10 protein-coding genes, 1 tRNA gene and 1 pseudogene are annotated in these 17,749 nt (G+C 65.9%); 11 read left to right on the top strand and 1 reads right to left on the bottom strand.

Annotation, left to right across the window (positions count from 1 at the left end; genetic code table 11):
- Nucleotides 1-29 precede the first annotated feature (29 nt).
- From D892_RS0105040 to D892_RS0105000, 9 genes are all read left to right on the top strand, one after another.
- Nucleotides 30-866: an ABC transporter permease subunit gene (locus tag D892_RS0105040; protein ID WP_232235986.1), complete on the top strand. Its 837-nt coding sequence runs from the start codon at nt 30-32 to the stop codon at nt 864-866.
- Complete coding sequence (locus D892_RS0105035; protein ID WP_024800193.1) at nt 863-2,398, top strand: ABC transporter ATP-binding protein; 1,536 nt, start codon at nt 863-865, stop codon at nt 2,396-2,398. Before D892_RS0105040 ends, D892_RS0105035 begins: the two co-directional genes overlap by 4 nt.
- Before the next feature lie 127 nt (nt 2,399-2,525).
- Nucleotides 2,526-3,281, top strand: coding sequence for a lytic transglycosylase domain-containing protein (locus tag D892_RS0105030; protein WP_051498993.1), 756 nt, complete (start codon nt 2,526-2,528; stop codon nt 3,279-3,281).
- Between the two features lie 236 nt (nt 3,282-3,517).
- Complete coding sequence (eno, locus tag D892_RS0105025) at nt 3,518-4,807, top strand: phosphopyruvate hydratase (RefSeq protein WP_024800191.1); 1,290 nt, start codon at nt 3,518-3,520, stop codon at nt 4,805-4,807.
- A 45-nt stretch (nt 4,808-4,852) separates the two neighbouring features.
- Nucleotides 4,853-5,458 carry a septum formation initiator family protein gene (locus D892_RS0105020; protein ID WP_024800190.1) on the top strand — a complete coding sequence of 202 codons (606 nt, stop codon included), beginning with the start codon at nt 4,853-4,855 and terminating at the stop codon, nt 5,456-5,458.
- Nucleotides 5,455-5,994: a DUF501 domain-containing protein gene (locus D892_RS0105015; RefSeq protein ID WP_024800189.1), complete on the top strand. Its 540-nt coding sequence runs from the start codon at nt 5,455-5,457 to the stop codon at nt 5,992-5,994. Before D892_RS0105020 ends, D892_RS0105015 begins: the two co-directional genes overlap by 4 nt.
- Complete coding sequence (locus tag D892_RS0105010) at nt 5,987-6,934, top strand: Ppx/GppA phosphatase family protein (RefSeq protein WP_024800188.1); 948 nt, start codon at nt 5,987-5,989, stop codon at nt 6,932-6,934. Before D892_RS0105015 ends, D892_RS0105010 begins: the two co-directional genes overlap by 8 nt.
- A 428-nt stretch (nt 6,935-7,362) precedes the next feature.
- Nucleotides 7,363-8,829, top strand: a complete 1,467-nt coding sequence (locus D892_RS0105005; RefSeq protein ID WP_024800187.1) for a peptide MFS transporter — start codon at nt 7,363-7,365, stop codon at nt 8,827-8,829.
- Nucleotides 8,830-8,886: 57 nt separating this feature from the next.
- Nucleotides 8,887-8,960: transfer RNA gene (locus tag D892_RS0105000), tRNA-Leu, on the top strand.
- Nucleotides 8,961-9,592: 632 nt separating this feature from the next.
- Here the strand turns inward: D892_RS0105000 and D892_RS49520 are convergent.
- Nucleotides 9,593-10,576 (bottom strand): annotated as a pseudogene (locus D892_RS49520) (recombinase family protein); the annotation flags it as partial.
- A 1,988-nt stretch (nt 10,577-12,564) separates the two neighbouring features.
- Between D892_RS49520 and D892_RS0104990 the strand changes: the two are divergent.
- Nucleotides 12,565-14,688 carry a P-loop NTPase fold protein gene (locus D892_RS0104990; protein ID WP_198036833.1) on the top strand — a complete coding sequence of 708 codons (2,124 nt, stop codon included), beginning with the start codon at nt 12,565-12,567 and terminating at the stop codon, nt 14,686-14,688.
- Between the two features lie 530 nt (nt 14,689-15,218).
- Entirely contained in the window at nt 15,219-16,619 is a 1,401-nt protein-coding gene (locus D892_RS46415; RefSeq protein WP_156959384.1) for a HEPN domain-containing protein, read from the top strand.
- The last annotated feature ends 1,130 nt before the right edge of the window (nt 16,620-17,749 follow it).

Below are 17,749 nucleotides of genomic sequence, written 5' to 3'. Positions count from 1 at the left end.
GGCCGGTGTTCCGCCGCGCCTGCCCGGAGGTGGAAGATCCCAGTGGGACACAGGATATCGGGGGCGCGGCGATGACCCGGGCGCTGGTGCTGCGGGGGACGCCCGCGTTGATCGTGGTCGTCGCCGCGGTGGCCGGGCCGTGGGTGGCGCCGCGGCCGGTGGACGCGACCGTCGGAATACCCTTCTCCGCGCCACACCGGGGCGTCTGGCTGGGTGGCGATCGGCTCGGGCGCGACGTGTTCAGCCAGCTGCTGCACGGCGGTTGGGGCCTGATCCTGCTGGCGGCGATCATCGCGGCCGCGGTCACGGGGCTGGCGAGCGTGCTGGGTGCGGTGGCCGCGCTGCGGCCGCGGTGGGGTGCGGTGATCGAGCGCGGTGCCGATCTGGCGATCCTGCTTCCGGTGGTGCTGGCCATGATGCTCGTGGTGCTGTCCTGGCCGCAGTCCGGCGCCGCCGGGGTGGTGCTGATCGCGATCATGTTCGGGACCCCGTACTCGGCAAGGGTTTTCGCGGCGGCTGCCGCGGGCGTGGCGGCCACCGGCTACGTCGAGGCGGCGCGGCTCGGTGGGGAACCGACGGCTTCGGTGATCTTCCGTGAGGTGCTGCCGAATCTGCGCGAACTGGTGTTCACCCAGCTCGGCCTGCGTTTCGTCGAGGGCATGTATGTGGTTGCCACCGCAGCCTTCCTCCAGCTGCCCGCCACGCTCGGCGCGTCCAACTGGGCGGTCATGGTGCGCGACAACGCCTCCGGAATCCTGTTGAACCCGTGGGCCGTGCTGGCCCCGAGCCTCGCCGTCGGTGTCGTCGCGGTGAGCGCGAATCTGCTGGCGGCGGCTCTGGGGCGGCGGGAGGTGGTCCGGAAGTGATTGCGGTCGAACGACTGTCGGTGCGCACGCCGGGCGGGGCGACGCTGCTGGCGCCGATCTCGCTGCGGGTGCCGGAGGGCGGTATCGCGGCGCTGCGCGGGCCGTCCGGCTGCGGAAAGTCGACGCTGCTGAAGGCACTACTCGGGCACGTGCCGGCGGGAACCACCGCCACCGGTACGGTCCGGGTCGGCGAACACGACGTGCTGGCCCTGGAGTCCGTGGCGCTGCGGAGGTTTCGGCGTCACGACATCGCCTTCGTCGGCCAGGATCCCGGCGTGGCCCTGAACCCGACCATGCGGGTCCGGTCGCTGCTCGGTGAACTGGCCGACCGTGACCGGGCGATGGCGGCGCTGGCCGCGGTCGAGCTGCCGGAGTCGTACCTGCGCCGCCGGCCGGCCGAACTGTCCGGCGGCGAACAGCGCCGAATCGCCTTGGCCCGGGCCCTTGCCCGGCGGACCCCCGTGCTCGTCCTGGACGAGCCGCTGGCCGGGCTGCACGGGCGGCTGCGCACCGCGGTGGTGCGCCTGCTGAGCCGGCTGTCCGATGAGCACGGTGTCACCCTCGTGGTCTCCGGGCACGACACCGCCACCTTGCGTGAGCTCACCGATCGCCATGTCACCGTCGGGGACGTGCCGCGGGTCGACGGCGGGCGCGGTCGTGGCGGGCACCGGGACGGCGGCGAGCGTGACCACGACGAGCAGCCGCTGCGGGGACGGATACCGGGTCCGCGCGACAACGGTGCGCGGCCCGCGCTGCCGCAGACCCTCGAATCCGGTGAGGTCGACGCGAATCGAGCCGCCGAGGTGCCGGCACCACCGGTCGCCGTTTCCGCCGATGGCGTGGGTGAGCAGGTTCTTTCGATGTCGGGAATGTGCGTGGCGATCGACCGTCGGCAGGTGCTCGGCGATATCGATCTGCGGCTGGCCGCGGGCGAGGCACTGGCGGTGACCGGCCCGTCCGGGGCGGGTAAATCGACGCTGGCGCGCGCCGCGGTGGGGCTGCGCCGCCCTGCGGCCGGGACCGTGCGCGCGGCCGGGCGGATCGGCCTGGTGCCGCAGGACAGCGCCGGTAGCCTGAATCCGCGCCGCACAGTGGCGCAGACCCTGTCCCGGCCGCTGCGCCGCCATCGCGGCGTGCGCGGGCCGGAGGTCACGGAATCCATTGCCGAGCTGTTGCGCACCGTCGAGCTGAAACCCGAACTGGCCCACCGTTACCCGCACGAATTGTCCGGCGGGCAGCGGCAGCGAGTGGCGCTCGCGCGTGCCCTTGCCCTCGACCCCGCGGCGCTGGTGTGCGACGAGATCACCTCCGCGCTGGACAGCGACACCGCCGAGGCGATCATGACCCTGCTCGACCGCCTCCGCCGCGACCGGGGCCTGGCCCTGCTGGTCATCACTCACGACATCGACCTGGCCGCCCGCTACTGCACCCGCATGACCGTCCTGGACTCCGGCCGCATCGCCGAGTTCGGGCCCCTTCCGGACCTTCTCGCCGCCCCGACCCACGACGCCACCCTGGCCCTGCTGGGCTGAACGGCGTATCGGCGGGTACGCACCGATCGGCACGCCTCGGGCAACTGCGGGTCGACACGGCCGAGGTCGGACGTGTCGCGCGGGTATGTCGTAGCCGGGTACTCGCGGGAATCCGGATGATGGAAGGGTGTGTCCGAACAAGACCGGTGCTCGCGCCGTCTCCAGGGTCCGCGCCGGCGTTCTCGTCGCCGTCGCGGCCGCAGTTGTGCTGTCCGGTTGCGGGGGAGTGGGGAAGCTGCCGCCGATCCCGGACGGATTCCCGCCGGGCGCGGGCGCCCCGGTCCCGCCGATCGAACTCGACGCGCCCGGACGCAGCGCCGAGCAGCTGCGCGAATGGGCCGACGAACAGTCCGACGGGCTGGGCATTCCGTCGGTGGCGCTGCAGGCGTACGGCTATGCCGCCGCCGTGATGGCGCGTTCGCAGCCGGAGTGCGGCGTCGGCTGGACCACGGTCGCCGGTATCGCCCGGGTGGAGAGCAAACACGGCAGCCACGGCAGCTCCCGGCTCGGGGACGACGGTGCGGTGAGCCCGCCGATTCGCGGTGTGCCCCTGGACGGTTCGCCCGGCGTGGCGCGCATCGTCGACGAGGCGGCGTCGGCCGGTGTCGGCGAGCCCGTCTACGTGCGCGCGATGGGCCCGTTCCAGTTCCTGCCCGAAACCTGGCAGCGCTGGGGTGTGGACGCCAACGGCGACGGCGTCGCCGATCCGGACAACATCGATGACGCCGCCCTGTCCGCCGCCCGCTACCTGTGCGTCAGCGGCGGCGTCCTCACCACCGCGGAGGGCTGGCAGCGCGCGTTGCTCACCTACAACCAGTCCACCGCCTACCTGAACAGAGTGCGCGACTGCGCCGCCGCCTACAGCGTCGGCCGGCGAGCCTGAACCGGTCGAATCGCCACGAACCCGCCCGGGCCGATCCGTGCGCGCGTGCGTACCGGCTGCGGCGGGCTCACCGGTACGGACTCGACCTCGGCTGCCCGAGTGCGCGGACCCGGCATGGGCCGACGGTGGGTTCGCGGTGCCTACGTTAGGCTCGCAGACGCACGGGTTCACCGTGCGACCTGCTCATGGACGGCGGTGGGCGGGACCGAGTCAGGAGCCGAAGGAGTGTCGTTTTCGTGGCCATCATCGAACAGGTCGGAGCTCGCGAGATCCTGGATTCGCGTGGTAACCCCACCGTCGAGGTCGAGATCGCCCTCGACGACGGCACGCTGACCAGGGCGGCCGTGCCGTCCGGTGCCTCCACCGGCGAGCACGAGGCGGTGGAGCTGCGCGACGGCGGTGAGCGCTACAGCGGCAAGGGCGTGCGCAAGGCCGTGGAGGGCGTGCTCGACGAGATCGCCCCGGCCGTCATCGGTCTGGACGCGGTCGAACAGCGCACCGTCGATCAGGTGCTGCTGGATCTGGACGGCACCCCCGACAAGTCCCGGCTGGGCGCCAACGCGCTGCTGGGCGTCTCGCTGGCGGTCTCGCGCGCGGCCGCCGAATCCTCGGGCCTGGAGCTCTTCCGCTACCTCGGCGGCCCGAACGCGCACGTGCTGCCGGTGCCGATGATGAACATCCTGAACGGTGGCGCACACGCCGACACGAGCGTCGACGTGCAGGAGTTCATGATCGCCCCGATCGGCGCGCCCACCTTCCGGGAGGCGCTGCGCTGGGGCGCGGAGGTATACCACGCGCTGAAGGCCGAGCTGAAGAGCAAGGGCCTGAACACCGGCCTGGGCGACGAGGGCGGCTTCGCCCCCGATCTGCCGGGCGGTACCCGCGAGGCGCTGGACCTGATCGTGGCCTCGATCCGCAAGGCCGGTTACCGGGTGGGCGCCGATGTGGCGCTGGCGCTCGACGTGGCGGCCACCGAGTTCTACACCGCGGGCACCGGTTACACCTTCGAGGGCAGCGTCCGCTCGGCCGACGAGATGACCAAGTTCTACGGCGAGCTGCTGGCGGCCTACCCGCTGGTCTCGATCGAGGACCCGCTCTCGGAGGACGACTGGGACGGCTGGGTCTCGCTCACCGACCAGATCGGCGACCGGGTGCAGCTGGTCGGCGACGACCTGTTCGTCACCAACCCGGAGCGGCTCGAGGACGGCATCGAGAAGGGCGCCGCGAACGCGCTGCTGGTGAAGGTGAACCAGATCGGCACGCTGACCGAGACCCTGGACGCGGTGGAGCTGGCGCACCGCAACGGCTACAAGTCGATGATGAGCCACCGCTCCGGCGAGACCGAGGACACCACCATCGCCGACCTGGCGGTCGCCGTCGGCAGCGGCCAGATCAAGACCGGCGCCCCGGCCCGCAGCGAGCGGGTGGCCAAGTACAACCAGCTGCTGCGCATCGAGGACGCGCTGGGTGATTCGGCACGCTACGCCGGGGATGTTGCGTTCCCGCGCTTCGTGTTCGAGGGGTAGTACCGTCGGAACGGTTGTGAATGGCCGATCCCCGGGGTGTGAGATATGACGGAACGACGGGCGCGCGGTACCAGTCCGGCCGGACGCGGTGACCGCCGCTCGTCGCGGGCCGGTCGTTCCCGTCCGGAGAAGTCGGCCACCGGGGCCGGCTCCGCGTCCCGCACCACCGCCGGCAAGCGGACCGTCCAGCGGCGCACCGCGTCCGGCCGGTCCGCGGCGGCGCGCGACAAGCACGAACGCAAGATCCTGGGACTGTCCACCGGCCGGGCCGTGATCCTGGCCGCGGTGCTGTGCGCGCTGGCGCTGACCCTGGCCGTGCCGATGCGCACCTATTTCAGCCAGCGTTCCGAATCGGCCCAGCTGGCGCAGCAGCGCAAGGAGCTGGAGGCCGATCTGGCCTACCTGCGCGACCGCCGTGCGCAGCAACAGGATCCGGCCTACATCCGTTCCGAGGCACGCGATCGGCTGCGGCTGGTGATGCCCGGCGAGACCGCCTATATCGTGCAGGTGCCCGGTATCGAACAGCCGCCGGTTCCGGCGCTGACCCCGCGGCCGCGCCGACCCGACCCCTGGTACACCGAGCTGTGGCGCAGCATGTCCGCGCCGCAATCCGCACCCCCGCCCGCGAGCCCGGAAGGAGCGCCCCGGTGACAGAGCCCGCGAGCGAGGCCGATCTGGAGATCGTCGCCCGGCAGCTGGGCCGGGTGCCGCGTGGCGTGCTCGGCATCGCCTACCGCACCCCCGACGGTCAGCCCGCCGTGGTCAGGACGGCGCCGCGGCTGCCCGACGGCACGCCGTTCCCGACGCTGTACTACCTGACCGATCCGCGGCTGACCCTGGAGGCGAGCCGGCAGGAGGCGGCCGGGCTGATGAAGGACATGTCCGAGCGGCTGCGCACCGATGCGAAGCTGGCCGCCGCCTACCGTGCGGCGCACGAGAGCTACCTGGCCGAGCGCGACGAGATCGAGTCGCTGGGAACGGATTTCAGCGGCGGCGGCATGCCGACGCGAGTGAAGTGTCTGCACGTGCTGATGGCGCACGCGCTGGCGAAGGGGCCGGGGGTGAATCCGCTCGGTGACGAGGCGGTGGCGCTGGCCGCCGACAACGGGTTGCGCGGCACCGCCGTTGCGGCAGACTGGCCGAAGTACGAGCAGCCGGATGCGGCGGGAAAGGACAGCGATGAGTGACCGGGTGGCCGCCGTCGACTGCGGCACGAATTCGATCCGGTTACTGATCGCGGAGGTCGGCGCCGACGGGGCACTGTCCGATGTGCACCGGGAGATGCGGATCGTGCGCCTCGGGAAGGGCGTGGACGCCAGCGGCGAGCTGAATCCGGAGGCGATCGAACGCACCCGGGTGGCGCTGCACGACTACGTGGACCGGATGGTCGAGGCGGGGGTGGCCAGGGTGCGCATGGTCGCCACGTCGGCCACCCGCGACGCCCGCAACCGCGACGACTTCTTCGCCATGGCCGCAACGGAATTGGGGCGCGTGGTACCGGGCGCCGAGGCCGAGGTCATCACCGGCGACGAGGAGGCGCGGCTGTCGTTCGCCGGTGCGGTCGGCGAATTGTCCGGTGCCGAGGGCCCGTTCGTCGTCGTCGATCTCGGCGGCGGATCCACCGAGGTGGTGCTGGGCGACGGCACGGGCGTGGAGTCGGCCTATTCCGCCGACATCGGCTGCGTCCGCATCACCGAGCGCTGCCTGCACGGCGATCCGCCCACTCCCGAGGAGGTCGCGTCGGCGCGGTTCTTCGCCGCGCAGCGCCTGGCGCAGGCGTTCGGCGTGGTGCCGGTGGAGCGGGCGCGCACCTGGGTGGGCGTCGCGGGGACGATGACGACCCTCGCCGCGGTTGCGCTCGATTTGCCCGAGTACGACTCGGAGGAGGTGCACCGCACCCGGCTGAGCCTGCCCCGGGTGCGGGAGGTCTGCGATCGGCTGATCGGGATGAACCACGACGAACGTGCCGCATTAGGTCCGATACATCCGGGCCGGGTCGACGTGATCGGCGGCGGTGGCGTGATCACCGAGGTGCTCGCCGACGAGCTGGCCCGGCGGGCCGGCATCGCCGAGCTGATCGTGAGCGAGCACGACATCCTCGACGGCATCGCTCTCTCGATCGCCTGACCGTCCGCGTCGTTTCGCCGAATCATCCTGTGGGGCAATGGCATCGGTTCGCCGATGGCATGGGTCGCGGCCGTCGGACCGATCCTCGCGGGTGCGCCGGTTCGGCCCGTGGCGCACGCGTCGGTCCCGGACAGCCGCGGTTGCCTCCGGATCGTGCGTCATGTTGTCGGCGATTCGTCCGGTCCGGTCGTTTCCTGCCGAGATGGCCGGGTGGGACGGTGGCGCATTGTGGTCAGTTCGGGTTCGGCGCGTTGGGCACAATGCACGCAAACGGTGCGCGAACTGAACAGTGCGACCGGAACGCACCTCATGGATACAGATGTCCAGTTACGCTCCCTGCGGGGGGCGACACGAAATCCGGGTCGCTCGAATCGAGGCAACCGGCGCCCGGTTGCTGAAGAATTGCGTGACATGGAAGGGTCGAGTATATGACCGGAGTGGCCCACTCGGCGCAGCGGAGTGCCGGCCGCCGCGTCTTCGGGCACCCGGTCGGCTTGGTGAACCTGTTCGGGGTCGAGCTGTGGGAGCGGTTCTCGTTCTACGGCATGCTCACGATCCTGGGCTACTACCTCTACTATTCGGCCGGCGAGGGCGGGCTCGGGCTGGAGCAGTCCACCGCGACCGGCATCGTCGGCGCCTACGGCGGCCTGGTGTACCTGTCGACCGTGCTGGGCGGTTGGGTTGCCGACCGCGTGCTGGGCATGGAACGCACCGTCTTCTACGGCGGCGTCGTGGTGATGGCCGGGCATATCGCCCTCGCGGTGATCCCGGGGCTGCCGGGCGTGGGCGTCGGCCTGGTTCTGGTCGCCCTCGGCAGCGGCGCGCTGAAGGCCAACGCGTCGGCGCTGCTGGGCACGCTCTACGACACCGGCGATGCTCGGGTCGACGGCGGCTTCACGCTGTTCTATCTGGGTATCAATCTCGGCTCGTTCGTCGGTCCGCTGATCACCGGCCTGCTGCAGGACCACGTCGGATTCCACTACGGGTTCGGCGCGGCCGCGGTCGGGATGGCGCTGGGGCTGGCGCAGTACATGGTGTTCCGGCGCAATCTGGGCACGCACGGCCGGGAGATACCGAATCCGCTGCCGCGCAACGAGATCGGACCCGTGGTCGGTGTCGTGGTGGCGGCGGTGGCCCTCGTGGTGCTCGCCGTGGCGATTCGCCTACTGACGCTGGGCAACCTGTCCGATGTGACGACCGTCGTCATCGCCCTCGCCGCGATCGTCTACTTCGCGGTGCTGCTGAACAGCCGCAAGGTGACGCGCATCGAGCGCAGCCGGGTGCGCGCGTTCATCCCGCTGTTCCTCGCCAACGCCGTGTTCTGGTCGCTGTTCCAGCAGATCTTCACCGTGCTCGCGGTGTACTCCGACGAGCGGATGAACTGGTCGCTGTTCGGCTGGACCGCGCCGTCGAACTGGATCGGCTCGGAGGAGCCGGTCTGGATCATCGTGCTGTCTCCGCTGTTCGCGGCCATGTGGACCAAGCTGGGGAACCGGGCGCCCACGACTCCGCACAAATTCGCCTTCGGCGTGATCGGGATGGGCGTCTCGTTCCTGCTGTTCGTCCTGCTGGCCGGGTTCGAGGGCAAGACCGTGCCCGCGCTGCTGGTCTTCCTCATCCTCGGCGGCTTCGCGGTCTCCGAACTGCTGCTGTCACCGATCGGCCTGTCGGTGACGACACAGCTCGCCCCGGCGGCCTACCGCGCCCAGATGATGTCGCTGTACTTCGTCTCTGTCGCCCTCGGCACCGCGATGTCCGGCGTGCTGTCGAAGTACTACGATCCCGACCACGAGATCGCCTACTTCGGCATCACCGGCCTGGTCGCCATCGCCGTCGGCACAGTGGTCTACTTCCTCGCCCCCCGGGTCAGCCGACTGATGGAGGGCGTCCACTGAGCAAACTTCCGGAGAATTCCGAGACGCCCGTACAAATTCGGTAGGCTGACCCACCGAGCCCCCGTAGCCCAACTGGCAGAGGCAGCGGACTTAAAATCCGTCCAGTGTCGGTTCGATCCCGACCGGGGGCACGTACAGCATCTACACAACCCGTTTCCGCCCCGTGGGCAGGCGTTTGTTGTGCAGGGTGCATGGTGTTGGTGATCCTTTCTGCCGCGTGGGTGATGTCGGGAACCTGGTCGGCGGGCAGGGTGATGGTGATGGTCACCTGGTCGTCGTCGTGCAACCGGACGGCGAGCTGGGTGATCTCGAACAGTTTGCGCAGCAACGCTTCTGGCGCATCGGCCAGGTTGAGCGCCAGGTAGGGCAGGGCGTCGAGGAGTGCGATGTCGGTGGTGCCGGGGCGATGCGGTTCGGTGGTGTCGGCGGCGTCGAGTTGGGCGATGACCGACAGTGCGGCGGTCTTCTCGGCGTCGAGATCGTTGTAGGTGCCACGCAACCCCTTGGTGAAGGGGTCGTCGGGGTCGCCGTCCTGGGCTTGCCGCAGGATCGAGTTCTGCCGCCTGGTCACGTCCGCGACTACTCGTTGGAGCCGTTCCCGCTCGGCGTGGCGGTCTCGTGTGGCGCGGTCATCGAGGCCGGCGAGGTCGGCGGCGAGGAGATCGCGGCGGTGGGGGCCGAAGACGCGGTCGGCGAAGAATCGGGTGATGGCGTCGAGGACGGCGTCTTCGCGGAGGTAGATGGCTTTGGGGTGGCCGCTGTATTTGTCGGGTCGGCCGCGGTTGTTGCTGCGGGGGTAGCACATGTAGTAGTCGCTGTCGTGGCGGTGGGTGCCGAACATGCGGCGTCCGCATCCGCAGAACACCATGCTGCGCAGCAGGTAGGTGCGGCGGGTGGCGGGGTGGGTGTTGCGGGTGTTGCCGTCGCGGGAGCCGCGCCGGGCTTGTTTGCGGGCGGCGAGTTCGTCGTACATCCATTTCGGGATCAACGGCTCGTGGGCGGGTTCGGTGGACCACACCCACTTCACCGGGTCGTTGACCTTGCCACGCCGGGACCGCGATGCGCGGCGGTTGAATACTTGGTGGCCGGTGTATTTGGGGTTCTTGAGTATCTCGAACACGCTGGTCTTGCCCCAGGCGCCACGAGCGCGTTCTCGCCCGGCTGGTATCGGCGGCGGGTATTTCACGAGGTCGGTGTTGAGCCGCTCGGCGATGGTGTCGTAGCCGAGCCCTTCGTGGTAGCGCCACAGTGCGATCTGGGTGACCGTCTCTCCGCGCGCCCCGTCGGGTTCCAGCCGGGTCTTGGTCTGGCCCTTGGTCGCTTTGGTCGGATTCGGATGCCGATAGGTCTTGGCCTTGTACCCGTACGGGGGTTTGCCAATGTTCCAGCCCTCACGCACGTGAGTGCACAGTCCGCCCCAGGATTGTTCGAGAGTGTTGAGGACTTCGTATTCGGCGACGGATTGGTTGATCCTGCGTTGCAGGATGCGCTGGGCACGACTGCCGGTCAGGGTGATCGGCTCGTTCGCCGCGAACAGCGGCACTTCGACGTTTTCGAGTTCGCGTTCGATCGACAGGCCCTCGTAGGTGCGCCGCGCGACGCGGGAGACGGCTTCGCAGATCACGACGTCGAAGCGGCGGCCGGGGTGGGCGGCTTCGTCGCGGAGGTCGGCGACGCCGCCGTCGCGGGCGATGGGGATGTCGAAGCGGTCGTAGTCGCTGCCGTGGCCGCGGTCTTCGAGGTCCATGCGGCCGGACTCGACGTCGTAGAAGTGCGCCACGATCACCCACGAGTCGGGGATCGCGGTCTTGCAGTTGTTCAGCTGCCGCAGCATCGACTGACGCGGGTCCTGCTGATCCTCGGTGGAGGTGCGGCCCAGAAACGCCACCCGCACCTCGTCGCGCAGCACCGCGACCGGCATCCCCAGCGGCGACACCGCGTAGTCGGACAACCCCGACGGCCCCGACACCGGCACGGACCCCGACAGCGATGCCGTCCGGTGGGTCAGCGCGGGGGCGGGCGGATTCACGAGCGGGTCGTCGGGGGTCATGCGGCGGCACCATCCTGCCTGGAGCGATCATCGGATTGTTGTTGCACGGCCCACACCACCAATTGCGCAGTGACATCGGCCAGTTCGCCACGCAATTGTTCGGCACGCGCACCGTGAACATAATGGACGTGACCAGCATAACGCTGGTCGGCGACGCGTTTCCTGGATTTCTTGTACCGCCAAATAGGCAGGTCAGGGCTAGTTACTGGCGGTCTTTCGTTGCTATTGTCGGAGTTGTTGCTGGATGCTTTTCGCCGTAGCGGAATCACTACGGCGTCTTTATTCTCGTCGGGGTCGTCGTTGATGTTGCCGTCGGAGTTGTCGGGTGTGCGCATGGGTGCCTCCATTGCCCGCGGCCCCTCTGCTTGTGGCGGGGTGCCGCGGGCGTCGGTCGCGGTTGTCGGGTTCGGTTGTGCCCGCTTCGACTCCTCGATTGCCATGGCACCCGTCGAGGCCAGCGATCACACGTGGCGTTCAGTTGTGGTCCCAGCTTGACGAACCCTCACCGACGGCATACCCTGGGAATCCTCAAGTTGTACTATGGGTGTGCTGTAGGCTCTGCTCGACACACTGGGTCAACTAGCGTACCTCTCGTCGTGGGCTTGTAAACCCCTTCGCGAAAGTTTTTCGATCTTTTCTCGTCTGTGCTGGGTACGGCCGGTCGCGGGCCGGTGCCGAGACTGGCGGGCATGGTGCGAGACAGGATGTCTCGCTGGTCTGCGTCGAGTCTCGCTGTTTGGGCCCGGCGTCTCGGTGTCGGTCTCGTTGAGGCCAAGCACTCGGCGCGAGCGTGGATGGTTCGCCTGCCACGCCAACCCGCCATCTGGAGGTCGGGTCGGAGTGGGTGGCGACGGTGGCGGTGACCGGGTTCCCGCGCGAGGCATTGCCCTACGCAGCGATCCATGCCGCAGTCCCTAATCAGCGGTCAGGAAGAAGCAGCGGAACGGACGGCAGAGCCTACGTAGCCATCCAGGCAGCGAATGTGAAAAGCCATACCCGTCCGCTCGCACACCCCGATCCTTCCGGACGACCAGGGGTACAGCGAAGACGGTAGGGCGATGTGACTCGCCTGTACTTGACCGGCACGCTGAGGTCGGTGACGCAGGGTCCGACCGGACCAGACCCGGCACCAGAGGCGTTCAGTCCCCCACTACGACGCGCCGTCACACCCGCGCGGCCCGTCATCGTCCACCTCGGTCAAGCCATCCCCACCAAGACAACCACCGGCTTCGGCCGCCACAAGATCGCCATGAAGATCAAAGCCGGCTGCCTCAGGCTCACCGACAGCGTGCCCGGCCTCCTCCACGCCTGGGTACGCGCGAACGACGGCAGTTGGCTCGAGCCAGGTCGAGATGGTGCTCTGGACCGCCAACGGGCACGGCCAGATGCCAGTTAATCCAGCTGTGCCCGGCGCACAGCCTGACACCGAATCAGGCCGGGACTACACCGCGCCGCTGAGCAAGCCTGCATGAAGGGCCCGCCGCGAGATCTCTACGCGCCGTTCGACGTCGTCGCGATTCAGGGCTGTAGTCAGCACGCCGAGCCGATCATGCGCCAACCCGCCGCGGCGGCTCGGCGACACTGGCCCGTGTCGGCGACCGACGCCCCGAAGTCAAGGGAGCCGCCCCAATGCGGTAGTCGGCTTGCGCTCTGCTACACCTATGGACGTGTGCTCTGCTACACCTATGAATGCCGACGGGGCGGCTGCTGCGTACACCGACATCCCGATCGAGAAGGCTGACGAGGATCGGCTGGGCCGCGCTAAATTTGCTGCGCACATTGCGCGGCGCATCGACGCGGCCAGTGGCGGACCCAGTGTGGTATTCGGCCTCGCTGGCCCATGGGGGAGCGGTAAATCATCGGTGCTGAACATGATTCAGCGCGAACTCGAACGTGGGCCAGTCAGCTGGCAAGTTCGGCGTTTCACGCCGTGGGCCGCATCAGATACCGACAGCTTGATCATCGAGTTCTACGCGACCATCAAGGATGCGCTGCCGGAGAAGGTGTGGAAGAAGGTGAAAAAGACGCTTTCGCCGATACTTGCGACGGCCGCCATCGGGGCCAAGCCGGTCCCGAGCGTAGGAGGCATGATCTCAGGCGGACTGCAGATTCTCGGTAAACTTCTGGACGAGGCCAAGTCATTTGACGTCCAGTTCAAGGAGCTGTCCGCCCAATTGACGGAAGTCGACACTCGAATCCTGGTAATCGTTGACGATCTCGATCGCCTGGATGCAAATGAACTTCTCACCGTGCTCAAAACCGTCCGCCTGCTGGGGAGCTTCCCGGGGATTAACTATCTGTTAGCGTACGACCACGGAACTATCACTGATGTTCTGGCCCAGACCGCTGTAGCGAACGGTAATTCGGAACGTGCACTCGAATACATTGAGAAGATCGTGCAGTATCCATTCGAGCTACCTCCGCTGCGACTGAGTCATCGGTACCGGGAACTCGAAGCTGGTCTGGCAGCGACCGCTGCGTCTGTCGGTGTCGACCTGCGGTCACTGGAGGTCAACAATCTACCGATCACAATGGACTTCCTCGATCAGGTTCCGGAGACGGATCTGATGACGTTGCGATCGATACATCGACTCGTGCACCAGTTCGACGTCACATTGACGCTCGTTGGAGCAGTTGACGTCAACTTCCTAGACCTCCTATTGCTGACCTTCTTGCGGATCCACTATCCGAAGCTGTATCGCCAGTTGCCCCGCTGGAAGGCCGACCTGACACCTAGGTGGGAGCGCGTAATCTGGTCCAACGACAAAAAACCAAAGATCGATTGGCCGAAACGAGTTGACCCCTTCCTGCCCGAGGGCATTACCGAAAAGCGCCGGACGCAAATCATGCACCTCCTGTGTCATATGTTCCCGGCGGTCACAAATCCGAACGAGAACAGCAGCCAGATGTATCTCGAGTCGCGCGACGACCCAGATCACCGCAGAGTGAAGAATCGGGACTATTTCGACCGCTACTTCGAATTCTCTGTTGCCGTCGAAGACATAAGTGATGCGTTGGTCCTGGACGGCTTGGAACTCCTCGCACTCGGAGGGACGTTGCCAAACGACAACGAGTACAGCGTCGCGCTGCGAGATGACCGGCGCCGGCGAACCCTCGAGGTGAGCTGCAATCGGATTCGCACCGTTGGCTTCTCGACGGACACAGCGAAGTCCGCGGCGCTGTGGTTGACGCGCGTGTTGGGCTTGCCTGACCGCAGGAGTGCGCACGGCAGCATCGAAGCACGGTTGGTCGCAGATCTGATAGCCGTTGCCATCGACTTGGCTACCACCGATCAGACCGCGGCGGCCGTGATTGACGAGTACACCGACGAGTTCGGGCTACAACTGGCGACAATGGTAATCGCATCAACCTCCGCCGATACCCAACCGCCGTTCGACAGAGACCGCCAGCAAGCAGCGCGCGAAAACCATCGGCAGCGCCAGCTCGAAGCATGTATTCGCGATCTCAACGAGGATCAACCCCTCGAAAGTGATGGTGTCCTCTTCCATGTGAACCGCATGGATGACCGCACTATGGCGGCGTTGAGCCATTACATCCGCTCCACGATCGAGACGTGGGACGACCTCACGCGGTTCGGGGCACGGTTTGTGGGAGTCCAAGAGGCCGGTGACGGATATCAACTTGGACAGTTCTATGCGGAGACCTTCCGCGACATGGTCCCGACCGCCGAGTGGCCTGAGCCAGAGGGAGAGTTTGACTCAACTCAGGAGATCGATCGGAGCGACATAAGCCTGAAGAACCGAATCCGCGTCGCGAACAAGGTTCTTCGGATAAACCGGCCGGGTTGAGGCGTGCGCTTCCTATGCCGTGCCACCTTCCCAACGAGCGTGCCGCGTCACGTGTCTGCACCGCGCCCAGGTCGCGTGCAACTTGGCCGCGAGGACTCTGAACCCTCCGTCGGGCGCTGCATCGGCGATGACACTTGGCGGGGCCGCGAGGTCGCTGGTACGTCCTCCGCTGGCCGGGGCTTTGGGACGATCCGGAGCTGTGGAAGGTTGCAGCACCCCGACAACTTTGCGGTCCGTAGTGCCTGCTCGAAGGCGTGATCAAAGATCATGCCGAGACCTCTGCCGGTGTTCGTCGTCCGCGTCCTCCTCGGTCGCCGCGGGCCTCGGCGTCGGCATCCTGCGCAATTCTGGGGACACCCGCGAGCCGCAGTTTCCCTTGCGTTGTGAGCCCGCTGACGCCGACACACGGGTTTCTAGTCCGGGTGGCAATCCCGTACGCGACCGTGATGCTCTTCGCGCTGGTTGGTAACTATCGGCCAGCCAGAGGCGATACCTAACCGCCGGGCGCCGGACACTGAGGGGTAGCAGAAATGGTAGATGAACAGTTTTCGGGTGAATTCTGGGACGCCCATGTCGGTAAAAAGCAGCTCGGCGTGTTGAAAATTGACTGTAAAAATAAGCCGACACTCACGGTAAATGGGTTCATATTTGATGAAAAATCCGTGAAGATCGAGCATAAGCCGGGAGAGACGAGTCTCCATCGTTCAATGAACGCCGCAGAAATCGTGGCGGACTTCAGTCCGCGCACGATATGGGGCCAGTCGGACGGCGGTGAGAAGTTCACACTCCTGGAGGCGCAAGGTGGTTATCAATTAAGTCTCAGTAGATATTTCCAGCAGTCATTTTCCGCCCAATTCGTACTTCGAGGTGAGCACGCCGCTGCGGACCAGAGGTATGTCGCCGTTCGATATAAATTAGACATACCTGTAGTTGGCCAAATGGCGGGGACATCTGCGTCATTCGTCGAGTTGGGCGGCGGTGAGATAACTGCCTACATTGAGTCCCGCGGACAGTGGCTGGAGTTCAATTTCGGCGAGGCGATGAGCTTGCGGCAATTAGAGAACAACGCTTTTCTGGCCTTCAATACACTAGCTAGCATCGCGCTGCGCCATCCTTTGCTGCTTCGAGAGACTCAAATTCGTACAACATCGTCAAGTGCATGGGTTACAGTCTGGGGAAGACACTCTGATCGACTTGATCCAAAGTCGCGATCGGTACAATCGCTGATGTCGTGGGATTCGATTACACTCGACCGAGTGGCGCAATGGGTAGATCTCAGCGCTCGCGCAGAAACTCTGGTTGACGCCATTTCAAGTCTCGACGAGTCGGATCCGATAGAGAGCCAGATAATTACGATTGCAGCTGTCGCTGAAGGCATACACCGCAAGTTGTACAAGAAGTCGGTGGCGGCGTTCCCTGAATTATCAAAATCAGCGCTACGGAGCATTCGGCGTGTCGCTAAAAAGGCTGCGATAGAAAAATTCCATGAACACGGTGTGCATGACACGGAAAGGTTAAATGCGGCGCTGGATGGCTCGCTGGCCCAAATCGGCGATGTCAAGTTTCGTGCGCGCATGCTTGATCTCGCTCGCGAAGTTGAAGTAGCTACTCCGAAAGAACTACTTAACGCATTTCAAGACTGGCCTAAGTCGGTTGGTTATGTCCGCAACAAGATAGTCCATCAACTCGATGATGAGGATGATGCGGTGCCGCTCGATCGGGAACAGCTTCTCGATCTTATAATCAGCGTGAACTACACTCTTTCATGGATACTGCGGATCACATTATTATATCACGCTGGATTTGCTCCTCAAATTATCAAGAAGGGCCTTCTCGAAGACTCAAATTTCGAGTTTGCCGTGGCCAACATTTTCGATATGATGCATAACCATCCGCACGGAGCTATTCGCGGACAACAGCAAAACAACTAGGCAATCACGGCAATTTGCTCGTTAGATCAACCCACCGGTGGAACCTCTGCGGCGGTATGCCCTGACGGTTGGGCGACCAGGATTGTCCGCCTGGATTCGCGCAAGCGCCCTTCGACCTCGGGTTGTCGCGCTGGCAATCCTCATCCCACGCGCTTTGTGAACCCAGACCAGGTCGAGCTTGACAAGGTCATCCAGATAGCGTTCGTAGTGCCAACGAGTCCCCGGCGCAACGGATGGTGGTGCCATCGTCAACAACCAGGGCACCTCAATCTGCCCATATGCCGCGATGATCATCAACAGCCAATGAAGCCGTTCTCGACGGCGGAGCGTGTCCGTCAAACCCTTGCCCCGTCGAGCACCCGATTCCATCAACGCCTCCGCTCAAGCAGCAGTCGAAGGGCTTCCATTGCAGCCTTGCGCCGATCACGATCGCGATGGAGCACCGCTCCGGCGGTTGCAAGAAGCACGGCCGCAGATACGGGCACAATGATCAGAAGGGGCAGGAGACCTGTTGCGAAGACACTATTCACCGCCTCAGATTTAGCTATACCCTAGGGGCGCACAAGCTTTCAACCACGCACCCCTGGTAATGGGTGTCATTCCCGCAGTAGAGTGCCATTCGCCTCGGTGAACCAAAAATTTGTGATTCCGATCACTTTATGTGTAGCTGGCGGCTTTTCGTCAGACCGCCGTGGCGGTATTTGCGGCCGTACTTATCCGGCTGAACTTCGGCGGCCGTGTGGGATTCGTCACCGCGTCCTGCAGCGCTCGGCCGCTAACGCCGTGCCCTGATCGCGGCCCGTCACCTGTTCCTGGCCACGGGTGGTCATTCCGGTGGTCTTGTTAGGTGCTCCAGGCGGCATTTTTCCAGGCGCTCACCACCAGGCGCGCCCTCGCCGATTCTCCTTGCCGGGCTGGCAACCCAAGCCAAACAATAGCCAGGTGGAGGCGGACGCTGTCTCACCTGGTGCGGGTAAAGTTGCCAATCCTCGGATCCGGCGAGGCTGCGGCAGCCGCGGCGAGCTGATCATGCAACGCGGTGATCTGGGCGCTGGCTCGCGCAATTGACGCCTGCGCTTGCCGTATCTGCCGATCCCCGTCCGCCAAGCCCGGCCGGGGATCGGATGCGC

It is taken from the genome of Nocardia sp. BMG51109 (assembly GCF_000526215.1).
In the GTDB taxonomy this organism is placed as follows: Bacteria; Actinomycetota; Actinomycetes; order Mycobacteriales; family Mycobacteriaceae; genus Nocardia.
This window is presented reverse-complemented; position numbering and strand designations above follow the sequence as displayed.

Bases quoted from the DNA above. Each gene is read 5' to 3' on its own strand.
- D892_RS0105020 (WP_024800190.1), top strand. From the start codon at position 4,853: ATGACGGAACGACGGGCGCGCGGTACCAGTCCGGCCGGACGCGGTGAC.
- D892_RS0105010 (WP_024800188.1), top strand. From the start codon at position 5,987: ATGAGTGACCGGGTGGCCGCCGTCGACTGCGGCACGAATTCGATCCGG.
- D892_RS0105005 (WP_024800187.1), top strand. From the start codon at position 7,363: ATGACCGGAGTGGCCCACTCGGCGCAGCGGAGTGCCGGCCGCCGCGTC.
- D892_RS0104990 (WP_198036833.1), top strand. From the start codon at position 12,565: ATGAATGCCGACGGGGCGGCTGCTGCGTACACCGACATCCCGATCGAG.
- D892_RS46415 (WP_156959384.1), top strand. From the start codon at position 15,219: ATGGTAGATGAACAGTTTTCGGGTGAATTCTGGGACGCCCATGTCGGT.